18 protein-coding genes, 1 tRNA gene and 2 pseudogenes are annotated in these 17,201 nt (G+C 66.0%); 12 read left to right on the top strand and 9 right to left on the bottom strand.

Features of this window, described 5'->3' with window-relative positions; all coding sequences use genetic code 11:
* Positions 1-219 precede the first annotated feature (219 nt).
* Entirely contained in the window at positions 220-585 is a 366-nt protein-coding gene (locus GGQ89_RS14930; protein ID WP_058745191.1) for an EF-hand domain-containing protein, read from the bottom strand.
* A gap of 160 nt (positions 586-745) precedes the next feature.
* Here GGQ89_RS14930 and GGQ89_RS14925 point away from each other — a divergent pair, with 160 nt between their 5' ends.
* From GGQ89_RS14925 to GGQ89_RS14915, 3 genes are read left to right on the top strand one after another with little or no spacing between them, the layout of a single operon-like run.
* Positions 746-1,966: an argininosuccinate synthase gene (locus GGQ89_RS14925; protein WP_056436153.1), complete on the top strand. Its 1,221-nt coding sequence runs from the start codon at positions 746-748 to the stop codon at positions 1,964-1,966.
* Positions 1,967-2,000: 34 nt separating this feature from the next.
* Complete coding sequence (locus GGQ89_RS14920; RefSeq protein ID WP_184106250.1) at positions 2,001-3,572, top strand: hypothetical protein; 1,572 nt, start codon at positions 2,001-2,003, stop codon at positions 3,570-3,572.
* A gap of 10 nt (positions 3,573-3,582) precedes the next feature.
* Positions 3,583-5,247: a hypothetical protein gene (locus GGQ89_RS14915; protein ID WP_056436147.1), complete on the top strand. Its 1,665-nt coding sequence runs from the start codon at positions 3,583-3,585 to the stop codon at positions 5,245-5,247.
* A gap of 158 nt (positions 5,248-5,405) precedes the next feature.
* Here the strand turns inward: GGQ89_RS14915 and GGQ89_RS14910 are convergent, their stop codons facing one another.
* From GGQ89_RS14910 to GGQ89_RS14895, 4 genes are all read right to left on the bottom strand, one after another.
* Entirely contained in the window at positions 5,406-6,536 is a 1,131-nt protein-coding gene (locus GGQ89_RS14910) for a GNAT family N-acetyltransferase (RefSeq protein WP_184106249.1), read from the bottom strand.
* Positions 6,537-6,745: 209 nt separating this feature from the next.
* The gene (locus GGQ89_RS14905) at positions 6,746-7,210 is read right to left on the bottom strand and encodes a RidA family protein (protein WP_184106248.1); all 465 of its coding nucleotides are present in this window, start codon (positions 7,208-7,210) and stop codon (positions 6,746-6,748) included.
* A 33-nt stretch (positions 7,211-7,243) separates the two neighbouring features.
* Positions 7,244-7,882 carry an HAD family hydrolase gene (locus GGQ89_RS14900; protein ID WP_184106247.1) on the bottom strand — a complete coding sequence of 213 codons (639 nt, stop codon included), beginning with the start codon at positions 7,880-7,882 and terminating at the stop codon, positions 7,244-7,246.
* The gene (locus GGQ89_RS14895) at positions 7,879-8,121 is read right to left on the bottom strand and encodes a DUF3572 family protein (protein ID WP_184106246.1); all 243 of its coding nucleotides are present in this window, start codon (positions 8,119-8,121) and stop codon (positions 7,879-7,881) included. Before GGQ89_RS14895 ends, GGQ89_RS14900 begins: the two co-directional genes overlap by 4 nt.
* A 64-nt stretch (positions 8,122-8,185) precedes the next feature.
* Here GGQ89_RS14895 and GGQ89_RS14890 point away from each other — a divergent pair, with 64 nt between their 5' ends.
* On the top strand, positions 8,186-8,548 hold the full coding sequence (locus GGQ89_RS14890; protein WP_056436133.1) for a response regulator: 363 nt from the start codon (positions 8,186-8,188) through the stop codon (positions 8,546-8,548).
* A 274-nt stretch (positions 8,549-8,822) separates the two neighbouring features.
* On the top strand, positions 8,823-9,368 hold the full coding sequence (locus tag GGQ89_RS14885) for a hypothetical protein (protein WP_184106245.1): 546 nt from the start codon (positions 8,823-8,825) through the stop codon (positions 9,366-9,368).
* Between the two features lie 73 nt (positions 9,369-9,441).
* On the opposite strand, the gene GGQ89_RS14880 is transcribed toward GGQ89_RS14885, so the two are convergent.
* Positions 9,442-10,137 (bottom strand): SAM-dependent methyltransferase, encoded by a 696-nt coding sequence (locus GGQ89_RS14880; protein ID WP_184106244.1) that lies wholly within the window; start codon positions 10,135-10,137, stop codon positions 9,442-9,444.
* Positions 10,134-11,177, bottom strand: a complete 1,044-nt coding sequence (locus GGQ89_RS14875) for a Ppx/GppA phosphatase family protein (protein WP_184106243.1) — start codon at positions 11,175-11,177, stop codon at positions 10,134-10,136. The genes GGQ89_RS14880 and GGQ89_RS14875 overlap by 4 nt, the downstream gene beginning before the upstream one ends.
* Before the next feature lie 169 nt (positions 11,178-11,346).
* On the opposite strand from GGQ89_RS14875, the gene GGQ89_RS14870 reads away from it, so the two are divergent.
* The 6 genes from GGQ89_RS14870 to GGQ89_RS14845 all read left to right on the top strand — a co-directional run bounded on the left by GGQ89_RS14870 (position 11,347) and on the right by GGQ89_RS14845 (position 14,548).
* A tRNA-Gln gene (locus tag GGQ89_RS14870) sits at positions 11,347-11,420 on the top strand.
* 212 nt (positions 11,421-11,632) lie between these two features.
* Entirely contained in the window at positions 11,633-12,367 is a 735-nt protein-coding gene (locus GGQ89_RS14865; protein ID WP_221238974.1) for a hypothetical protein, read from the top strand.
* Positions 12,367-13,329, top strand: a complete 963-nt coding sequence (locus GGQ89_RS14860; RefSeq protein WP_184106241.1) for a hypothetical protein — start codon at positions 12,367-12,369, stop codon at positions 13,327-13,329. Before GGQ89_RS14865 ends, GGQ89_RS14860 begins: the two co-directional genes overlap by 1 nt.
* An 84-nt stretch (positions 13,330-13,413) precedes the next feature.
* Positions 13,414-13,728: a hypothetical protein gene (locus GGQ89_RS14855; RefSeq protein ID WP_184106240.1), complete on the top strand. Its 315-nt coding sequence runs from the start codon at positions 13,414-13,416 to the stop codon at positions 13,726-13,728.
* Positions 13,649-14,251 (top strand): DUF6791 domain-containing protein, encoded by a 603-nt coding sequence (locus tag GGQ89_RS14850; protein ID WP_338112288.1) that lies wholly within the window; start codon positions 13,649-13,651, stop codon positions 14,249-14,251. The genes GGQ89_RS14855 and GGQ89_RS14850 overlap by 80 nt, the downstream gene beginning before the upstream one ends.
* Before the next feature lie 9 nt (positions 14,252-14,260).
* Complete coding sequence (locus GGQ89_RS14845; protein WP_184106238.1) at positions 14,261-14,548, top strand: hypothetical protein; 288 nt, start codon at positions 14,261-14,263, stop codon at positions 14,546-14,548.
* A 244-nt stretch (positions 14,549-14,792) separates the two neighbouring features.
* On the opposite strand, the pseudogene GGQ89_RS20380 reads toward GGQ89_RS14845, so the two are convergent.
* Together GGQ89_RS20380 and GGQ89_RS14840 are read right to left on the bottom strand one after the other, a co-directional pair.
* Positions 14,793-14,981, bottom strand: a pseudogene (locus GGQ89_RS20380) (GAF domain-containing protein); the annotation flags it as partial.
* A gap of 603 nt (positions 14,982-15,584) precedes the next feature.
* Positions 15,585-15,857, bottom strand: coding sequence for a hypothetical protein (locus GGQ89_RS14840; protein WP_184106237.1), 273 nt, complete (start codon positions 15,855-15,857; stop codon positions 15,585-15,587).
* 641 nt (positions 15,858-16,498) lie between these two features.
* On the opposite strand from GGQ89_RS14840, the pseudogene GGQ89_RS14835 reads away from it, so the two are divergent.
* Positions 16,499-17,111, top strand: a pseudogene (locus GGQ89_RS14835) (DDE-type integrase/transposase/recombinase); the annotation flags it as partial.
* Positions 17,112-17,201: the final 90 nt, after the last annotated feature.

Below are 17,201 nucleotides of genomic sequence, written 5' to 3'. Positions count from 1 at the left end.
ACGACCTAAGCCCGGTGCGGCAACGCACCGGGCCTTTTTTGTGTGTGAGAGGGAAGGGCCATTCCCCACCTCCGTTCAGCCTGAGCGAAGTCGAAGGCCACGCCATGCTCTATCGGCAACCGGAATCCCGTGCACTTCGACTTCGCTCAGTGCGAACGGAGGTGGGGGATAGGCGGAACGGAGGTTGGGGAAGGTTGGTGATCGGGAGGGCTGCCCCCTTTACCGCCCCTTCGGCCCCGCTTGCTGCGCCTGTGCCGCCTTGGCCGCCTCATATTCGTCGAAGGTGCGTGACAGCAGCGCCTGGGCTTCGGCCTCGGTCACCTTGCCGTCCTTGTTGGCGTCGGCCTTGTCGAACCACAGATCGGTCAGGCGCTGGGCATGGACCGCGTCGATTGCCTTCTTGCCGTTGCCCATCTTCATGATCGCGGCCTTCACCTCGGCCTTGGTCAGCACGCCGTCGTGATTGGTGTCGCGCGCCTTGAACTCGCGCGAGAATTTTGCGGCGGCCGAGGCCCGCGTATCCTGCGCCAGGGCAGGGGTGGCCAGCGTGGCGGCGATCAGACCGGCGACGAGAAAACGGGTCATGCACGGGACTCCCATACGGAACTTCGCAGCCGCTCCTGACGGCCTTTGGCTGTCCGCGCAATGAACGATAAGGGGAACGGATCAGCCGAAGGTTGCGTGAGGGGCGTCGAGCGCATAGGGCGCGAGGCAAATCCATCCCCTATCCTCGAAGGACTTTGCCGTGAGCGAAGATATCAAGCGCGTCGTCCTCGCCTATTCGGGCGGCCTCGACACCAGCGTCATCCTCAAGTGGCTGCAGCAGCATTATGGCTGCGAGGTCGTGACCTTCACCGCCGATCTGGGCCAGGGCGAAGAGCTGGAGCCCGCGCGCAAAAAGGCCGAGATGGCGGGCGTGAAGCCCGAACACATATTCATCGACGATCTGCGCGAGGAGTTCGTCAAGGATTACGTCTTCCCGATGATGCGCGCCAATGCGCTGTACGAGGGGCTGTACCTGCTCGGCACCTCGATCGCGCGGCCGCTGATCGCCAAGCGCCAGATCGAGATCGCCAAGATGGTCAACGCCGATGCGGTCAGCCACGGCGCGACCGGCAAGGGCAACGACCAGGTCCGCTTCGAGCTGGGCTATTATGCGCTGAACCCCGACATCAAGGTCATCGCACCATGGCGCGAATGGGACCTGACCAGCCGCACCAAGCTGATCGAATTCGCCGAGGCGCACCAGATCCCGGTGTCGAAGGACAAGCGCGGCGAAGCGCCCTTCTCGACCGACGCGAACCTGCTGCACACCTCGTCCGAGGGCAAGGTGCTGGAGGACCCGTGGGATGAGGTCCCCGATTACGTCTATTCGCGCACGGTCAATCCGGAGGATGCGCCCGATGTGCCGGAGACGATCACCATCGATTTCGAGCGTGGCGACGGCGTCGCGCTGAACGGCGAGGCGTGCTCGCCCGCCACGCTGCTGACCAAGCTCAACGAGCTGGGCCGCAAGCACGGCATCGGCCGCCTCGACCTGGTCGAGAACCGCTTCGTCGGCATGAAGAGCCGCGGCATGTACGAGACGCCGGGCGGCACCATCTATGCGCTGGCGCATCGCGGGATCGAGCAGATCACGCTCGACCGGGGGGCCGCGCATCTGAAGGACGAACTGGCGCCGCGCTATGCCGAGCTGGTCTATAACGGCTTCTGGTTCTCGCCGGAGCGCGAGATGCTTCAGGCCGCCGTCAACTACAGCCAGGAGAAGGTCACCGGCACCGTCCGCCTGAAGCTGTACAAGGGCCAGGCGATCGTCACGGGCCGCAAGTCGCCCTATTCGCTCTATTCGGAAAAGGTCGTCACCTTCGAGGACGATCAGGGCGCGTACGACCAGCGCGACGCGGCGGGCTTCATCAAGCTGAACGCGCTGCGCCTGCGCCTGCTGGGACGTCGCGACCAGATCTGATCCGATCTCACCGTTCTGAAGGGGCAGGGCCGATATGGTCGATGACGGCCGACAGGACGGGATGACCGAAAAGGGGGCGGGGCTGTGGTGGCAGTCCCGCCCCTTCTTGTTGCTGTGCATGCTGGCCTCGGCGATCCCGCTGCTCTGGCCCGCCGTGCCGCCGCTGGGCGACATGGGCGACCATATGGCCAGCTATCGCATCCTGGCCGAGGCGGGGCAGGCGCCGCTGGCGCGCTATTATGCGGTGCACTGGGCGGCGGTCGGCAATCTGGGTGTCGAGGGGATCGTACTCGCGCTGCACCATGTCTTCGGCATGGGGGTGGAGCCCGCCGCCAGGCTTGTCGTCATGGTCATTCCGCCGCTGACCGTGGCGGGTCTGATCGCCCTGGCGCGAGAGGCTCATGGGCGGATGCCCGCCAGTGCGATCCTGGCCTTTCCGCTGGCTTACGGCCCCGCCTTCCAGATGGGCTTCGTCAATTTCTGCCTGGCGCAAGGGCTTGTGTTCCTGGCCATGGCGTTCTGGCTGCGGCTGGCGCGGACCAGGGGCGCGGCGTGGCGGATCATCCTGTTCGCACTGCTCGCGCCGCTGTTGTGGCTGGTCCATGCGCTCGGCTGGGCGCTGCTGGTGGCCTATGTCTTCGGCATGGAAGCCGGGCGGCTGGTCGAGCAGGGGCGGCGCTGGCCAAAGGCGGTGCTGCGCGCGGGCGTGACGGTGACCCCGATGGCGTTGCCCGTCCTGTGGATGATCCGGTCGGGCGGGGATCAGGTTGCGGGTGAGACCGGGCGCTGGTTCCTGTCCTACAAGCTGCGCTGGGTCATGACCCTGTTCCAGGAACGCTGGATGGCGTGGGATCTGGCGGCGGTGATGGGGCTGTTGTTCTTCGCCTATGTCGTGATCCGGTCGCGCCGCCTGTCGGTCCGCCCGGTGCTGGGCGTGCCCGCCGCGATCGGGTTCATCGTCTTCCTCGCCCTGCCCTATCTGTTCCGGGGCGGGGCCTATCTCGACATGCGGATGCTGCCCCCGGCGGTGATGCTGGCCTTGTTGTCGGTATATGGGCGCCTGGCGTGGTCGGAGCGTGGACTGGCGGTCGCCGCGACCGTCTTTTTCGTGGCGCGGCTGGCGGGCACGACCATCGCCTTCGCGCAACTGGCGCAAGGGCATGATCGCGAGTGGCGAGCCATTGCCGCGCTGCCGCCGGGCGGCACGGTGCTGGTCCTGGCCAATGTCGACGCGGAGTCACGCTGGGGGGCACCCCGGCTGACCCATATCGGCGGGCTTGCCGTCGTTCGCGCGGGCGTGTTCACCAACGGCCAGTGGACGGTGCCGGGCCAGCATCTGATCCAGCCCCGCCTGGCCGGTGCCGGGCGGTTCGACCGTGACCCGTCCTCGCTGATCTTTCCGCCGGGCGGCGAAGGGGGACCGACCGACTTCGAGGATGCGATCCGCGACTTCGACCGATGCACCTTCGATGCGGTCTGGACGATCGGTTTTCCCAAGGGGCGGACCCGATCGCCCGATCTGACGCCGGTCTGGGCGCAGAGCAATTCCGCCGTCTATCGCGTTCGTCGCGGCCGATGCTTGTCGGACGCCCCTTCGGTCCGCTAGGCACCAGCAGATGAATGGGGGAAAGCTCAACTGGTGGCAGACGCGGTGGTTCGTGGCGGCGATGGCGCTGCTCGCCGCCGTGCCGCTGCTCTGGCCCACCGTGCCGCCGCTGGTCGACCTGCCGGGGCATATGGGGCGGTATCGCGTCCAGCTGGAATATGCCAACCAGCCCTGGCTGGCGCATTGGTATCGTTTCGAATGGCAGATGATCGGCAATCTGGGCATCGACCTGCTGATCGAGCCGCTCGCGCCGATCTTCGGGCTGGAGCTGGCGGTCAAGCTGATCGTCATCGCCATTCCGGTCCTGACCGTCACCGGCCTCCTCTGGATCGCGCGCGAGGTGCAAGGGCGCATTCCCGCCACCGCGCTGTTCGCGCTGCCGCTGGCCTATAGCTATCCGTTCCAGTTCGGCTTCGTGAACTTCGCGCTGGCGATGGCGCTGGCGCTGAACCTGTTCGGCCTGTGGCTGCGCATGGGGCGGCTGGGCGCGGTACGGTTGCGGGCCATCATCTTCGTGCCGCTGTCCTGCCTGCTCTGGGTGGCGCATACCTTCGGCTGGGGCGTGCTGGGCGTGCTGGCTTTTTCCGCCGAGCTGATCCGCCAGCACGACATTCGCCGGGCCAAGGGCGCGCGCGGGGTGCGGGGCTGGGCCGAGTCGGCTTTCCATGCCGGGCTGGGCTGTATCCCGCTGGCGCTGCCCATGGTGCTGATGGTGCTGTGGCGTTCGGGCGCGGATGTGACCGGCAAGACCGGCGACTGGTTCAACTGGCGCTGGAAGATCAACTGGGTCACGATGGTGCTGCGCGATCGCTGGATGGCGTTCGACCTCGCCTCAGTCACGGTGCTGTTCCTCGTCCTGCTCAAGGGCGTGCGCGACGAGCGGGTCGAATATTCGCGCAACCTGGTGCTGTCGGCGGCCTTCCTGTTCGTCGTCTATCTGCTGCTGCCGCGCGTCGTCTTCGGTTCGGCCTATGCCGATATGCGTCTCGCCCCCTATGTGCTGGCCATCGCACTGATCGCGCTGCGCCCCCGGCGCGGGCTGTCGCTGCGCGGCGCCTCGACGCTGGCGATCGTGGGGCTGTTGTTCTTCGTCGTGCGGATCGGTGCGACCACGGTCAGCTATGTGATGTACAGCAACGATTACGACCGGGTGCTGAGCGCGCTGGACCATGTGCCGCCGCGCGCGCGGTTGCTGACCTTTGTCGGCCGTCAATATTGCGCCGATGTCTGGCCCTCCAGCCGGTTGGAGCATGTCGCGGGCCTCGCGCTGGAGCGCAAGCTGGCCTATGCCAACGACCAATGGTCGATGGCGGGCGGGCAGTTGCTGACGGTGCGCTACGCCCCCGCCAAGCGGTTTGCACATGACCCGTCGGAGATCGTGACCCAGCGGCGCTGTCGCGGGCAATGGTGGCGCCCGGTCGAAACCGCGCTGAAACTGATGCCGCGCGACGCGTTCGACTATGTCTGGCTGGTCCATGCGCCGCGTTACGACGAGGCGCTGACGCGCGGGCTGACGCCGATCTGGCGCGAGGGCGACAGCGTCCTCTACCGGATCGACGATCGCCGCCCGATCATCGACCCGGCGGCCTATGAACTGCTCAGCCGCCCCTCGCCCGATGAGGACAAGCGGGCGCCCGCGCGGCGCAAGGCGACCCCCGACAAGGACGACAATTAAAGCACGATGATATGAGACGCTCCCCTCCCCTTCAGGGGAGGGGTCGGGGGTGGGGCGTTTCCGCAAGTACGGGATTGGTCGAAAGTCCCCACCCCAACCCCTCCCCTGAAGGGGAGGGGCTCGCTTTGACCGAAGGCAACTTCATCCTGCCCGACGCCTCAGCCCCGTCGGAACGGGGTCAATTCACCCAGATACTCGCTTTCCGCCTCGATCGCCTGACGCTCGCGTTCCACGAACTCGGCGACGGCACGGCGGAAGGCGGGGTGGGGGATATAGTGCGCCGACCAGGTCGGCACCGGGACATAACCCCGCGCCAGCTTGTGCTCGCCCTGCGCCCCCGCCTCCACCGTCGTCAGCCCGCGCGCGATGGCGGCGTCGATCGCCTGGTAATAGCACAGCTCGAAATGGAGGAAGGGCACCTCCTCGACCGCGCCCCAATAGCGGCCATAGAGCGTGTCCTCGCCGATCAGGTTGAGCGCCCCCGCGATCGGCACCCCGTCGCGCTCGGCAAGGATCAGCAACACCTTGTCGCCCAATTGCTCGCCGATCCGGTCAAAGGCGGCGCGGGTCAGATAGGGCTGGCCCCATTTGCGACTGCCCGTATCCTGATAGAAGACCCAGAAGGCATCCCAATGCTCGGGGCGAATCTGGTCGCCGGTCAGGTGGCGGATGGTCAGCCCCGCGACGGCGGCGGCGCGTTCCTTGCGGATCGCCTTGCGCTTGCGGCTGGCGAGCGCGTCCAGGAAATCGTCGAAGCTGCGATAGCCGTCATTGCGCCAGTGGAATTGCACGCCCTCGCGGATCAGCCAGCCCGCCGCCTCGAAATACGGCAACTGATCGGCCGCGACGAAGGTGACGTGCGCGGAGGACAGCTCGTTCTGGTCGGTCACCGCCTCGATCGCGGCGATCAGCGCGGGCGCGAGCGCGGGGTCGCGCAGCAGCAGCCGGGGGCCGGGAACGGGCGAGAAGGGCGCGGCAATCTGAAGCTTGGGGTAGTAACGCCCCCCGGCACGCTCCCAGGCATCGGCCCAACCATGGTCGAAGACATATTCGCCCTGGCTATGCGCCTTGAGATAGGCGGGTGCGATCGCGGCGGGCTGCCCGTCCGGGCCGTCGATGACGATGGGGGCAGGCGTCCAGCCGGAGCGGCCGCCGACGCTGTGCGACGTTTCCAGCGCGGTCAGGAAGGCGTGGGAGACGAACGGATTGGCCGTGCCCGCGCAGGCGTCCCACTGGTCGGGGGACAGGGCGGCGACGCCGGACAGGATACGCGCGACGGCGGTGGTCATCGCGGTGGGATATGCGGTGTGGAGTGGGGTGGGACAAGGGGTGGGCTCGTGGCTTTCCCTCCCCCATCCCCTCCCGCAGGCGGGAGGGGAGCGGCCAGAAGCTAACGAGGAATCCCACTACCAGCCAAACAACACGCCCCTCCCGCAAGCGGGAGGGGATCGGGGAGGGCAGGGCCGCGAGCTACGCACTCTCGACCCACCCCAGAAAATCACCCCAATTCGACGATAGCATCCACTTCGACCGCCGCACCCAGCGGCAGCACCGGCACGCCGACGGCCGAGCGGGCATGGCGGCCCGCATCGCCGAACAGCGACACCATCAGCTCCGATGCGCCATTGGCGACCTTGGGCTGGTCGGTGAAGTCACCGGCCGAATTCACGAACACGCCCAGCTTCACGATCCGCTTCACGCGCGACAGGTCGCCGTCCAGATACTTCTTGATCTGCGCGACCAGCATCAGGCCGCACGCCTGCGCCGCCTTCTGCCCGTCTTCCAGCGAGACGCCGTCGCCCAGCCGTCCGGTGACGAGCTGGCCGTCGATGAAGGGCAACTGGCCGGAAATGTGGAGAAGCCCGCCCGCCTCGACGACGGGGACATAGGCGGCGACGGGGGCGGCAGCCTCCGGCAGGGTGAGGCCGAGCTGCTCGAGCGCGCGATCGATATGCGTGGTCATGGGGCGAGACATGGCGCGCTCGCCCCGTTCAGGTCAAGCGCCCGGTCGATTCGGGGCAGGCCGGCCTTCATCGAAACGCGCGGCGATCCACGCTTCCGCCTCGCGCCAGTCGTCGATCCGGGCATGGGCGTCGGGTGCGGGGGCGATGTGCGGGGCCATTTCGGGTTCGGAGACCATGTGCAGCCGGTGGACCTGCGGCGCATGCTCGGCGACCGAGGCATGATGCTGGGCGAGGTCGTCGACGAAGACGGTGACGGGGTTGCCGTGCTCGACGACCAGCTTGGCGACCGGCGCGCCCTTGGGTCCCGTATTGCACTGGACCCGGTGATGGATGCCGAAGCGTGCCAGCTGTTCGATGCGGGGGCTGCGGCATTCCTCGATCAGGTTGGTCAGGATGACGATATCGGCGCGGGTCGCCAGCGCCGCCAGCGCCTCGGCGGCGTGCGGCACCAGCGTCTGGCGGTCCATCTGGCCGGGGAAGAAGCCGTGCAGCAGGTCCCAGGCCTCTGCCTGCGTCGGGGCGGGGCCGCCGCTGCGCCGGGTCAGCGACCCGAAGAAATCATGCCGGTCGAGCGCGAAGTCCATGTCATGCGCTTCGTCCAGCCAGTCGCGGAAGTGGCGGACCATGTGGACGAGCACCTCGTCGCAGTCGCAGATCAGCAGCGGCTTCATGCGGCCTCCAGCACCCGGCGGGCGGCGACCAGCGATTCGGGGCGCACATCCAGCGATTCGGCGCATTCGATCAGATCGGCCTCATGCCCCTCCAGAAAGGACAGGATGGCGGCCAGCACGCCGGGCTCGCCCGCCCCGCCGCGCAGTTCCTCGACCGACAGGCCGGTCAGCGCCAGCAGCCGTTCGGCGCGCGACGGGCTTTGCAGCGTCCATATGAGCGCCTGCAGCGCCAGGGCCATATTGGCTTCGATTGTATCCGGTCCGGGCATTGCCTATCGTGTCCGTCGTAATGGTGGAGACCGCGTGACAAGAAAGGTGCTCGTTGTCGAGGACAACGAACTCAATCTGAAACTCTTCTGCGACCTGTTGCGCGTGCACGGCTTTATCGCCGAGCCGGTGCGCGACGGGCGCGAGGCCGTGGCGCGTGCGCGGGAGGTGGAGCCCGACCTGATCATCATGGACATCCAGATGCCGCATGTGACCGGCTATGAGCTGATCCTGGAGCTGAAGGCGGACGAGGAGCTGCGCCGCATCCCGGTGATGGCGGTGACCGCCTATGCGGGCCGCGACGACGAGGACCGTATCCGCGCGGCGGGGGCGGATTCCTATGTGTCCAAGCCGATCAGCCTGATGCGCTTCATGGAGGCGGTGAACGCGTTGTTGTGAGGGGGCGTATACCACGCAGCCCGCCACGCTCCCCATCGTCCGTTCGCCGCGCCTCCCGACCTCCGTTCGCACTGAGCGAAGTCGAAGTGCACGCCCCGAGTCTTTGTCACGAACGCTATCCCGTGGCCTTCGACTTCGCTCAGGCTGAACGGAGGCGAATAAAATGCCCATTATGGGTAGTTGGCGGGCTAGCCCCATTCGGCGAAGCTTGACACTCAATGCCGACCGCGTGTGTCTTTTCAGCCGCATGCCTTGGTTGACGTATGAAAGAACTATGCCTGATCTTGATCCGGAGACCCTCCGCCGAGTTGCTCGCGTAGCCCAGTTAAGGGCTATCGAGAGTAAGTCCGACCCGACGTTTGATGGTATGGCGCGGGGCGGCGCGCAGCGCGTGCTCCAGCAGTTGGCCAAGGATTTGGAGGCGGCGGCAGTCCTAGCAGAACGTAGGATCAAACCTGACGAAAGTACGATCGAACTCGTCCAGGTTGACACGCGTGTGTGGCGGTCCAACGACGGGCATTTCGAATTCCGTAGCACATCAATGCGTCAAGGTACTATGGTAGACCTTTATGTGGATGGTAGCAGAATAGTAGATTTCTTCATGGCAATAGATTTTAATCAAGACTTGGAAGGGGAGGAAATTGTCTACGTCTTCGACATTTTACCGGAGAAGGCGCAAACGAAGGTTGGTCAAACTACTTACGGCGCGCTTCTACAAGCTTATGTGCGAGTTGCAGAGGCGAAGTCTGACGGTCGGTCGAGAACGGTCGATTTTAATCCCTCTCGAGCGTGCCGTATCGGAGAAAGTTTGAGCCCGTAACAAAATCTGCCTTAATGCGCCGGTACTTCTAAATGCTCGCAGGAGAGCGTTAGCGAACCCCGCCGCCCCACCCTCAATTCTCCGAATCATCCTCAACCACCGCAGCCTTACGCCCCTTGAACCCCTGCGCTACGACAAACCATTCCACCGAGCCCTTGCGGCTCGATGGCGGTTTGGCGTGCTTCACGGTGGCGAAGTGGCGTTTCATTTCGGCGACCAGCTGCGGATCGGCGCCGCCCGCGAAGACCTTCGACACGAACACGCCGCCGGGCGACAGCACGTCGCAGGCAAAGGCGAAGGCCGTCTCGACCAGTCCCATGGTGCGCAGTGCGTCGGTCTGCGGGTGGCCGACGGTGTTGGCCGCCATGTCCGACATGACCAGATCGGGCGCGCCGCCCAGCGCCTCCATCAGCTTGCCAGGCGCGGCGTCGTCCATGAAGTCCATCTCGAAGATGGTCACGCCGTCGATCGGATCGACCGGCAACAGGTCGATGCCGACCACGCTCGCGTTCGGAACCTGACGCCGCACCACCTGCGCCCAGCCGCCGGGTGCCAGCCCAAGATCGATGATCCGCTTCTTGCCGCGCAGGAAGCCGAAGCGTTCGTCCAGCTCAATCAGCTTATAGGCCGCGCGGCTGCGATACCCCTCCGCCTTGGCACGGCGGACATAGGGGTCGTTCAGCTGGCGCTCCAGCCAACGGGTCGACTGGGCGGTGCGCTTCCGCGCGGTGCGCACCCGCTGGTGCAGCCCTGCATTGCCTCTGCTCACGTTCTGGCGATTCCCATCAAGCGGCGCAGGATTCCCTCGCGAATCCCACGGTCGGCGATCCCTAGCCGCTCGGCGGGCCAGAGGTCCAATATCGTCTCCAGGATGGCGCATCCCGCCACCACCAGATCGGCGCGTTCGGGGCCGATACACGCCACCTTGCCGCGCGCGGCCAAGCTCTTGCGCGACAGGTCGGCGCTGATCGCGCGCATCGCGGCCGTGGGCACGATCAGCCCGTCGACGGCGGCGCGGTCATAATGGCTGAGCCCTAAGTGGACGCTGCCCAGCGTCGTCACCGTGCCGCTGGTGCCCAGCAAGCGCGGGCTTTTCAGGTTCCGGGGCAGTCGCGCGGCGAAATCGGCGAAGCTGTCCGCCACCATGGCGCGCATCCGGGCATAGGCGGCCAGCCGCCCGGCCTCGCCCTCGCCACCGCCCGCGCTCTCGGTCAGCGAGACGACGCCCCAGGGGGCCGAATGCCAGTCGAGGATGCGGGGGCTGGGGCTGCGCGTGTCGACCAGTACCAGTTCGGTCGAGCCGCCGCCGATGTCGAACACCAGGGCGGGGTCGTCACCCGGCTCGATCAGCACGTGACAGCCGAGCACGGCCAGCCGCGCCTCTTCCTCGGCCGAGATGATGTCGAGATGGATGCCCGTCTCGGCCAGCGCGCGCGCGATGAAGGCGGGACCGTTGGCTGCGCGGCGGCAGGCTTCGGTGGCGACCGCGCGCGACAGGGTGACGTTGCGGCGCTTCAGCTTGTCGGCACACACCCGCAGGGCTGCAATGGTGCGGTCGATCGCGGCGTCGGACAGGCGGCCGGTCGTCGCCAGCCCCTCGCCCAGCCGGACGATCCGCGAAAAGGCGTCGACGACCGCAAAGCCGCCGCCCTGCGGCCGCGCGATCAGCAGGCGGCAATTATTGGTACCCAGGTCGAGCGCGGCATAGGCCTGCGCATCCGACCACCGGCCACGCTGGGGCCGGGGGGGTGCCGAACGGGCAGGCGGCTTGGCCTGCCGGTACGGCCTTCGGGTGGGAACATCCCCCATCGCCGTATCTCGCTTATTCTGTTCTATCCGTCACGAACATGAGTGTTCGCCGGTGCTTGAAGCCCAAGGTAGCGAGTCGGCGCCCGCGCGACAAGACGCACGGCCGCCGCCATGGCGGAATTCGGTTGACAGGGGTGATTCGGCCGCCTAGAGGCACGCCCCTGTTCGATGCCCCGTCGTCTAAAGGTAAGACCACGGACTCTGACTCCGTTAATTGAGGTTCGAATCCTCACGGGGCATCCAGATCTCTCGGAAATCGCTGGTTTCTTCACGCTCGCGGGGTTCGCGTGATGAGGGCGTGTGTGCGGCTGCGACCCGGAACCGGGCCGTGTGGGAAGGGGTTGCCATCTGTCCTCTGCCAATAAGCAGAAGCCGCGCTGACAATCGTTTTGGCTTCCAAGCAGCCTAGCACACGCCGCTGACCCTACTCCATCTCGGGCTCCGCAAAGGAGCTCATGATGCGAAAGTCAGTCGTTGAAACATGTGCCGCGAGCGCTGAGATTGCCAATCGAGAGACTTGGCCGCAAACTGATGGTATCCAACCCGAGATAGTCGTTCGTCTCGACCTCGTCGGCGACGTCGTCCGCCTGATTCGCGCCATTGAGTGTGGTGGCGAGTCCGTCGTCGAGGTCGAGGCCTGGCGCAGCTCATATGAGAGCCTGGAGCAGGCTGCCGATACGTATGAGGCACTGAGCTCTCGCGAGGACGAGTTCGCCTATTTGAGCGTTGGCGCCCTGGTCTTCGGTCCGGAGTGGGTGACCCAGGCTACGACCGGCATGGTCGAGGAGTTCATCTGGCAGCGTAACCAGGAACGCGAGCGCGTCGCCCGCGAGCTTGAGAAGGAGCGCGTCCGACTGGAGGAGGAGCAGGAGGCCGAGACCAGCATCTCCGTCTACTTCCGAGAGAAGAAGGGCGCCTACCTCCTTACCCTCGAGCGCGGTAGCAACGAGGCGGAACTTGTCTGGTCCATCAGCTTCGAAGAGTCCTGGGAGCGCGACCGCTTCTGGGACTGGCTCGGCTGGCAGAACGAACGCTTCGAGGAATTCGCCGAGTTCATGCGGGACGGCTCACGCTTGGATCTCGAACGCAGGCTGCTGCGCGAGATGCTCGTCACGGAGCAGTCAGTGAAGAAGCAGGGCCTCGGCTCCGGCGGTCGCCGGCCCCTCCGCTTCTGGCGGGGAGAACTCTAATGGTCGTCGCTCCGATGGGACCGAGCATCGCCGATGCGCAGCAGCTGATGATCGCGGAGTACCCATCCATGATGGTGGCACATCCCATGGGCGATCACGGCGTACCGCTCGGCCTCGATCGCCCGCTGGCCCTGCTCGGTGGGGGCCACAGGCTCGCTCCATCCGGGATGCCCGCCGCATTGGGGATCGATCACGTACCCGGGCTGAGGCAGTTCGTCGCGGAGGCATGTCGGCGCCGTTCGTTGAGTGGCTTCGACGGCTACCACCAGCCGCCGCTCGCGCTCGTCGGTCAGAACGGCGTCGTCAAGGGCTTCGCGGCCCACTGGATCGCGCGCAACGCCGGGGTCCCGCTCTTCCGGGTACCGGTGGGTGCCGACTTCCGTAACGAGCCCTTCGGCGCCCAGGAGGTCGAGCGGAAAATCCCGCTGCTGCCAGTCGTCGCCATGGCTTCCGTTCGCTGCGCCAACCCGATCATCGTGCTCGAGCTCGACGTCGACAAGCCGATCTCCGAAGAGACCGAACGTACCCTCGTGTCGATGATCGACCCTCGCGTCAACTCGCGGTGGATCGATCGGGATCAGCAGACGATCCTCGACCTGAGCCAAGTCTCGTGGGTCGTCGAGGTGCAGGGCCGGCGGTTCCCCCACGGCGGAGTGCGGAACCAGGACGAGCCGCCCGTGATCGAGGCAGTCCTTCCACCTCGGCTCGAATCGCTCATCCAGGCCTCGGGCGCCATGTTCCGCCTCGAAGCGGCCCGCGACGTCAGCGATCTTCGCGTGCTGGACGTCGCGATCGAAGTGTGCGCCGCCTCGATGGTGACGGACACCGAAGCAGTGGCCGACGTGCATGCCGCTTTGCTGGAGGTCAAAGAGCCCTGGCCCCACCATTCCGCCTGCGGTGACCTCGTCAGGGCAGCGAAGTGGGCGCTCGCCCGCCATCTCGGCACCGACGACCTTCCATGAGCGGATGTCTCCGCCGGCAACGTGCTCGGGCTCCGCCTCAGATGCGCGAAGATGAAAATCCTCATCTCAAGCAAGGAAGCAGACATGAACTACAGCACCGAACACTACAGCACCGACACGGCTCCCGGCCGTTCGTTGACGGTCGCCGACACGAACGGCGGCGCCCGGAAGACGATCGTGGTCAACGGACGCGAGCACGCCTTCGTGGGCGACGAGATCGGGTGCGGCGAACTCGCCCGCCTCGCGTTTCCCGCACTCGGCGTGGGTGGCGACAGCGCTCTGACCGTCGCCTACGACAACGGCCCCGAGGGCGCCCACCATGGGCTCCTCGCGAGCGGCCGGACGACCCGAGTGCTCAGCGGGCAGACCTTCAGCGTCAGCGTCTGTGACAAGTCCTGATCACGAGGTCCGCCGGCTGACCGAGGAGGGCTACTCGGTGGCCCTCCTCGACGGCATGCTGGTCATCTCGCACGTCCCGTACGTGCGGGCGGCGGGCAGCGTCGGCCGCGCAGACCTGCTCGTCCCCCTCGCCATGCAGGGCGGTCGCGTCGTCGCGCCCCGCGAGCACCAGGCATGGTGGACCGGCACCGCGCCGAAGGAGGCCGACGGCGGCCCGTTGAAGGGGGTCTCCATCCAGCACGTCGCCCGGGCGTGCGTCGCAGGCATGCCGCCGGCTATGATGCTCTGCGGGCGGATACGTGGCCGCGAGTTCCGCGACCATCTCGAGTTCGTGGCGACCTACGTGGCACTCCTCGGTGCACCTGCCGCCGCCCTAGACCCGAGGGCCACCGCATGCACACGAAGGAGACCCTTGCCAATGGCGACGGACGTCGGTCCCTTCGCCTACGTGGACACGGCTTCGTCGCGAGCGGCGCTCGGCGCGGTCACCGTCATCCCGCCGACCCCGCAGCTTCCGGTCTGAGGAATTCCCATGACTCGTCGACGGTCGTGCCGACGCACGATCGACGATCCGTTCGACGGCGTCCGCACTCCGCAGCAGCGGGGTGTCCGCGAAACCCCATCCGGGCGGCCAATTGTCGGTGCGCGCGAACTTCTGGTGGAAGCCGTCGAAATGATGCTCGCGACAGAGGTTTTGGACCAGATGCGGTTCGTCCCGCCACTTCACCCCGGTCGCCGACTGCGCCCGCGACTTGTTGAAGGGGTGGCGGTCGCGCAGGGCGTGGTGGGTCTCGGCCACGTTGCCGCACCCCTCCATTGAGCAGATAGCCGTTTCGTTCATCATGCTTCCTTCTGCTTCCCCGACACTTAACAGGCCCTTGTCAACTTGGCGTCCGACCTCCGCCCCGATGCCCCGACAGCGTCCCGGCATGGGAGACGGACTTCCGTCCGAATGCCGAAAAAAGCGCGCTGTGAGCTGCGAGGTGGGGGCGCCTTCGACTCGAAGGCCGACATCGTCCTGACCGTTAGGGCCTGCGGGATCGATCTCTGTCCCTGGTGAAACCCTAAGGTCGAGGCCTCTGATCGATGACGCAGAGCCTACCGAATCCACGGCTCGACCTCGCGCTTAGCGGCATGCCGGCGTAGAAGCGGATGCCGGGCTCACCAGTGACCAGGGGGTTGGTCGAGGATCGGTCGTCGGCGGTGGCGTCGCAGATGACCGTCACCGCGGTGCGGAGGATAGCGTGCGTGCAGAACCTGCGCGTCTCCTGTGATTTTAGACCTTATCTCGCCTGAAGCCACTGACAATCGGCATCGACGAGCGAGATCAGGGCGCTGGGAGCACGGAACGCGTCAACAGCCGCCCGCACGGCCGCGTTTAACTGCGCCTCGTCGGGCATATCCAGTAGGCCGTAGCTCCTCGGCCTGGACACGCGTATCCTCCCACTGGGTCCTCCGGCACGAGCGGTTTCAACTTAGCTCCGGCATGCGCCGATGCGCATGCGGTGGAGACGGGACCGGCTCCGTCGGGTCGTGCACGAAGCACGTGCGCACCGGCATCCTGGCGTAGCAGGGCGTAGGCAGTCCGCTTCAAAATTAGCGTGGATCACGGTCACACTCGCGCATGCGTCGCCAACTTCGTGCTCGCCTATGAGAATTTCGATCGGGACAAGCCGGCGACGACCGCTGGGGCGCAAGGTACGAACAGCAAGATCGTCGGCATCCAGCGCACTCATATCGACCATGAGAAGGACGATGCCCGACAGTTCGCCTTGGCTCGGTATCGGTTGCGGACGGGGTACGGTGCCGCGGCTGAATCCGATCACGCCGTACCGGCCGATTACGACATTCGCATCTCAGCCGGACCCTGCCGCGGCGCGCGCCGCGAGCATGCCCGCGATCCGCCAACCACCGCCGACCAACGTCGAACGATCCCACCATCCACGCATCGTCTCGGACGTGCGACCGACAAGGACATCGAACATGGGTAGGAAGAAGAAGAACACCGCGGCGATCACGACGACCGGCGCGTCGTCGAACGCGCTGGTCAAGCGTGACGTGCCCTTCCACTTCGAGCGGCGGCTCGTCGTCGCGGAGGCCGTGTACCGCGTGCCGGCATTGCGCCTCACCGAGGCCGGCCCGTGGTCGCAGGAGGTGGACAAGATCGCCTGGACTGACGCCGACACCGGATATCCTATGATCATCCGCCGCTCCCCGCTGAAGCTGAATCTGTGCGGCTACGTCGGCGTCAGCCCCCAGCATCCGCTGTTCGGCTTCGACCCGTCATCCATCCGGGCAGTCGGCGTCGATGCGCACGGCGGGATCGATTATGCGTCCCCATGCCAGAAGCACGAGCCGGAGCACGTCTCGATCTGTCACGTCTCGGAGAGGCTGCTCCCGCCGGGACAGAACCAGCAGGTGTACGCCAACGCAGCAGTTGAGCATGGGGACGACGCATGGTGGATCGGCTTCTCCTGCGACAAGGCGGGGGACCTCGTGCCGCGGCCGAACGGCATCGGACACGGATCGATGGCCGATGCCCAGGCGGGGCTGCTGGAACAGGTCTACCGTGACGAGGCGTACGTGTACACCTCTTGGCCAGGACGCCGAGAGTGCTTGGCAGCTCACGCATGCAATAGAGTCCGCCGCCGCCGCAGAGATGCGCGGCGAACTCGCCGCCGAGCTGCACGAGCGTGGACGGTTCGACTGGGCTTCCGGGGTCGGTGCGCGGATCGCAGGGCGTATCGTCGATGGAGGGGAGCGTGCCGCTCATCTGACGCGCTCAGCGCTGCACCGATGCCTGCAACGACACGGCATCTCGCGCCTGCCGGACATCGAAGGCGACAAACCGAAGCGTCAACGCTTCAAACGCTACCCGATCGGCTTCTTCCACATCGATATTGCCGAAGTGCAGACCGCCGAAGGCAAGCTCTACCTGTTCGTCGGCATAGACCGCACGAGCAAGTTCGCGGTCACCCAGTTGGTCGACAAGGCTGATAGGAGGACGGCATGGGAGTTCCTCGAACACCTGCTGAAGGCCGTGCCTTATCGCATCCACACTATCCTAACCGACAATGGCATTCAGTTCGCCGAGTAGCCGCGCAACCGCAACACCGCCTGGTCCCGCCAAATGCGCTTCGACATGGTCTGCGAGGCAAACGATATCAAGCGCCGGCTCAACAAACCGAACCATCCTTGGACCGACGGTCAGGTCGAACGGATGAATTGCACCATTAAGGAAGCGACCGTCAAACGCTTCCACTACGATAGCCACGACCAACTGCGGACACACCTCGCCGACTTCATGGCCGCCTACAACTTCGCCCGCCGGCTCCAAGACGCTCAACGGACTCACACCTTACGAATACATCGCCAAGACCTAGAGGCTGTTATGGACTTGGCGGCGGGCCTGATTCATCCGTTGCTGGATGAGCATTTGCCGCAAGCCATATCCGTCTGATGTCAGCGACGAG

Origin of the sequence: Sphingomonas yabuuchiae (genome assembly GCF_014199595.1) — a bacterium.
GTDB classification, from domain to species: domain Bacteria; phylum Pseudomonadota; class Alphaproteobacteria; order Sphingomonadales; family Sphingomonadaceae; genus Sphingomonas; species Sphingomonas yabuuchiae.
This window is presented reverse-complemented; position numbering and strand designations above follow the sequence as displayed.

What these genes read in the sequence shown, in the direction of transcription:
- GGQ89_RS14930 (WP_058745191.1), bottom strand. Translation starts at nt 585, where the DNA reads ATGACCCGTTTTCTCGTCGCCGGTCTGATCGCCGCCACGCTGGCCACC.
- GGQ89_RS14920 (WP_184106250.1), top strand. Translation starts at nt 2,001, where the DNA reads ATGGTCGATGACGGCCGACAGGACGGGATGACCGAAAAGGGGGCGGGG.
- GGQ89_RS14915 (WP_056436147.1), top strand. Translation starts at nt 3,583, where the DNA reads ATGAATGGGGGAAAGCTCAACTGGTGGCAGACGCGGTGGTTCGTGGCG.
- GGQ89_RS14910 (WP_184106249.1), bottom strand. Translation starts at nt 6,536, where the DNA reads ATGACCACCGCCGTCGCGCGTATCCTGTCCGGCGTCGCCGCCCTGTCC.
- GGQ89_RS14905 (WP_184106248.1), bottom strand. Translation starts at nt 7,210, where the DNA reads ATGACCACGCATATCGATCGCGCGCTCGAGCAGCTCGGCCTCACCCTG.
- GGQ89_RS14900 (WP_184106247.1), bottom strand. Translation starts at nt 7,882, where the DNA reads ATGAAGCCGCTGCTGATCTGCGACTGCGACGAGGTGCTCGTCCACATG.
- GGQ89_RS14895 (WP_184106246.1), bottom strand. Translation starts at nt 8,121, where the DNA reads ATGGCCCTGGCGCTGCAGGCGCTCATATGGACGCTGCAAAGCCCGTCG.
- GGQ89_RS14885 (WP_184106245.1), top strand. Translation starts at nt 8,823, where the DNA reads ATGCCTGATCTTGATCCGGAGACCCTCCGCCGAGTTGCTCGCGTAGCC.
- GGQ89_RS14875 (WP_184106243.1), bottom strand. Translation starts at nt 11,177, where the DNA reads ATGGGGGATGTTCCCACCCGAAGGCCGTACCGGCAGGCCAAGCCGCCT.
- GGQ89_RS14865 (WP_221238974.1), top strand. Translation starts at nt 11,633, where the DNA reads ATGATGCGAAAGTCAGTCGTTGAAACATGTGCCGCGAGCGCTGAGATT.
- GGQ89_RS14860 (WP_184106241.1), top strand. Translation starts at nt 12,367, where the DNA reads ATGGTCGTCGCTCCGATGGGACCGAGCATCGCCGATGCGCAGCAGCTG.
- GGQ89_RS14855 (WP_184106240.1), top strand. Translation starts at nt 13,414, where the DNA reads ATGAACTACAGCACCGAACACTACAGCACCGACACGGCTCCCGGCCGT.
- GGQ89_RS14850 (WP_338112288.1), top strand. Translation starts at nt 13,649, where the DNA reads ATGGGCTCCTCGCGAGCGGCCGGACGACCCGAGTGCTCAGCGGGCAGA.
- GGQ89_RS14845 (WP_184106238.1), top strand. Translation starts at nt 14,261, where the DNA reads ATGACTCGTCGACGGTCGTGCCGACGCACGATCGACGATCCGTTCGAC.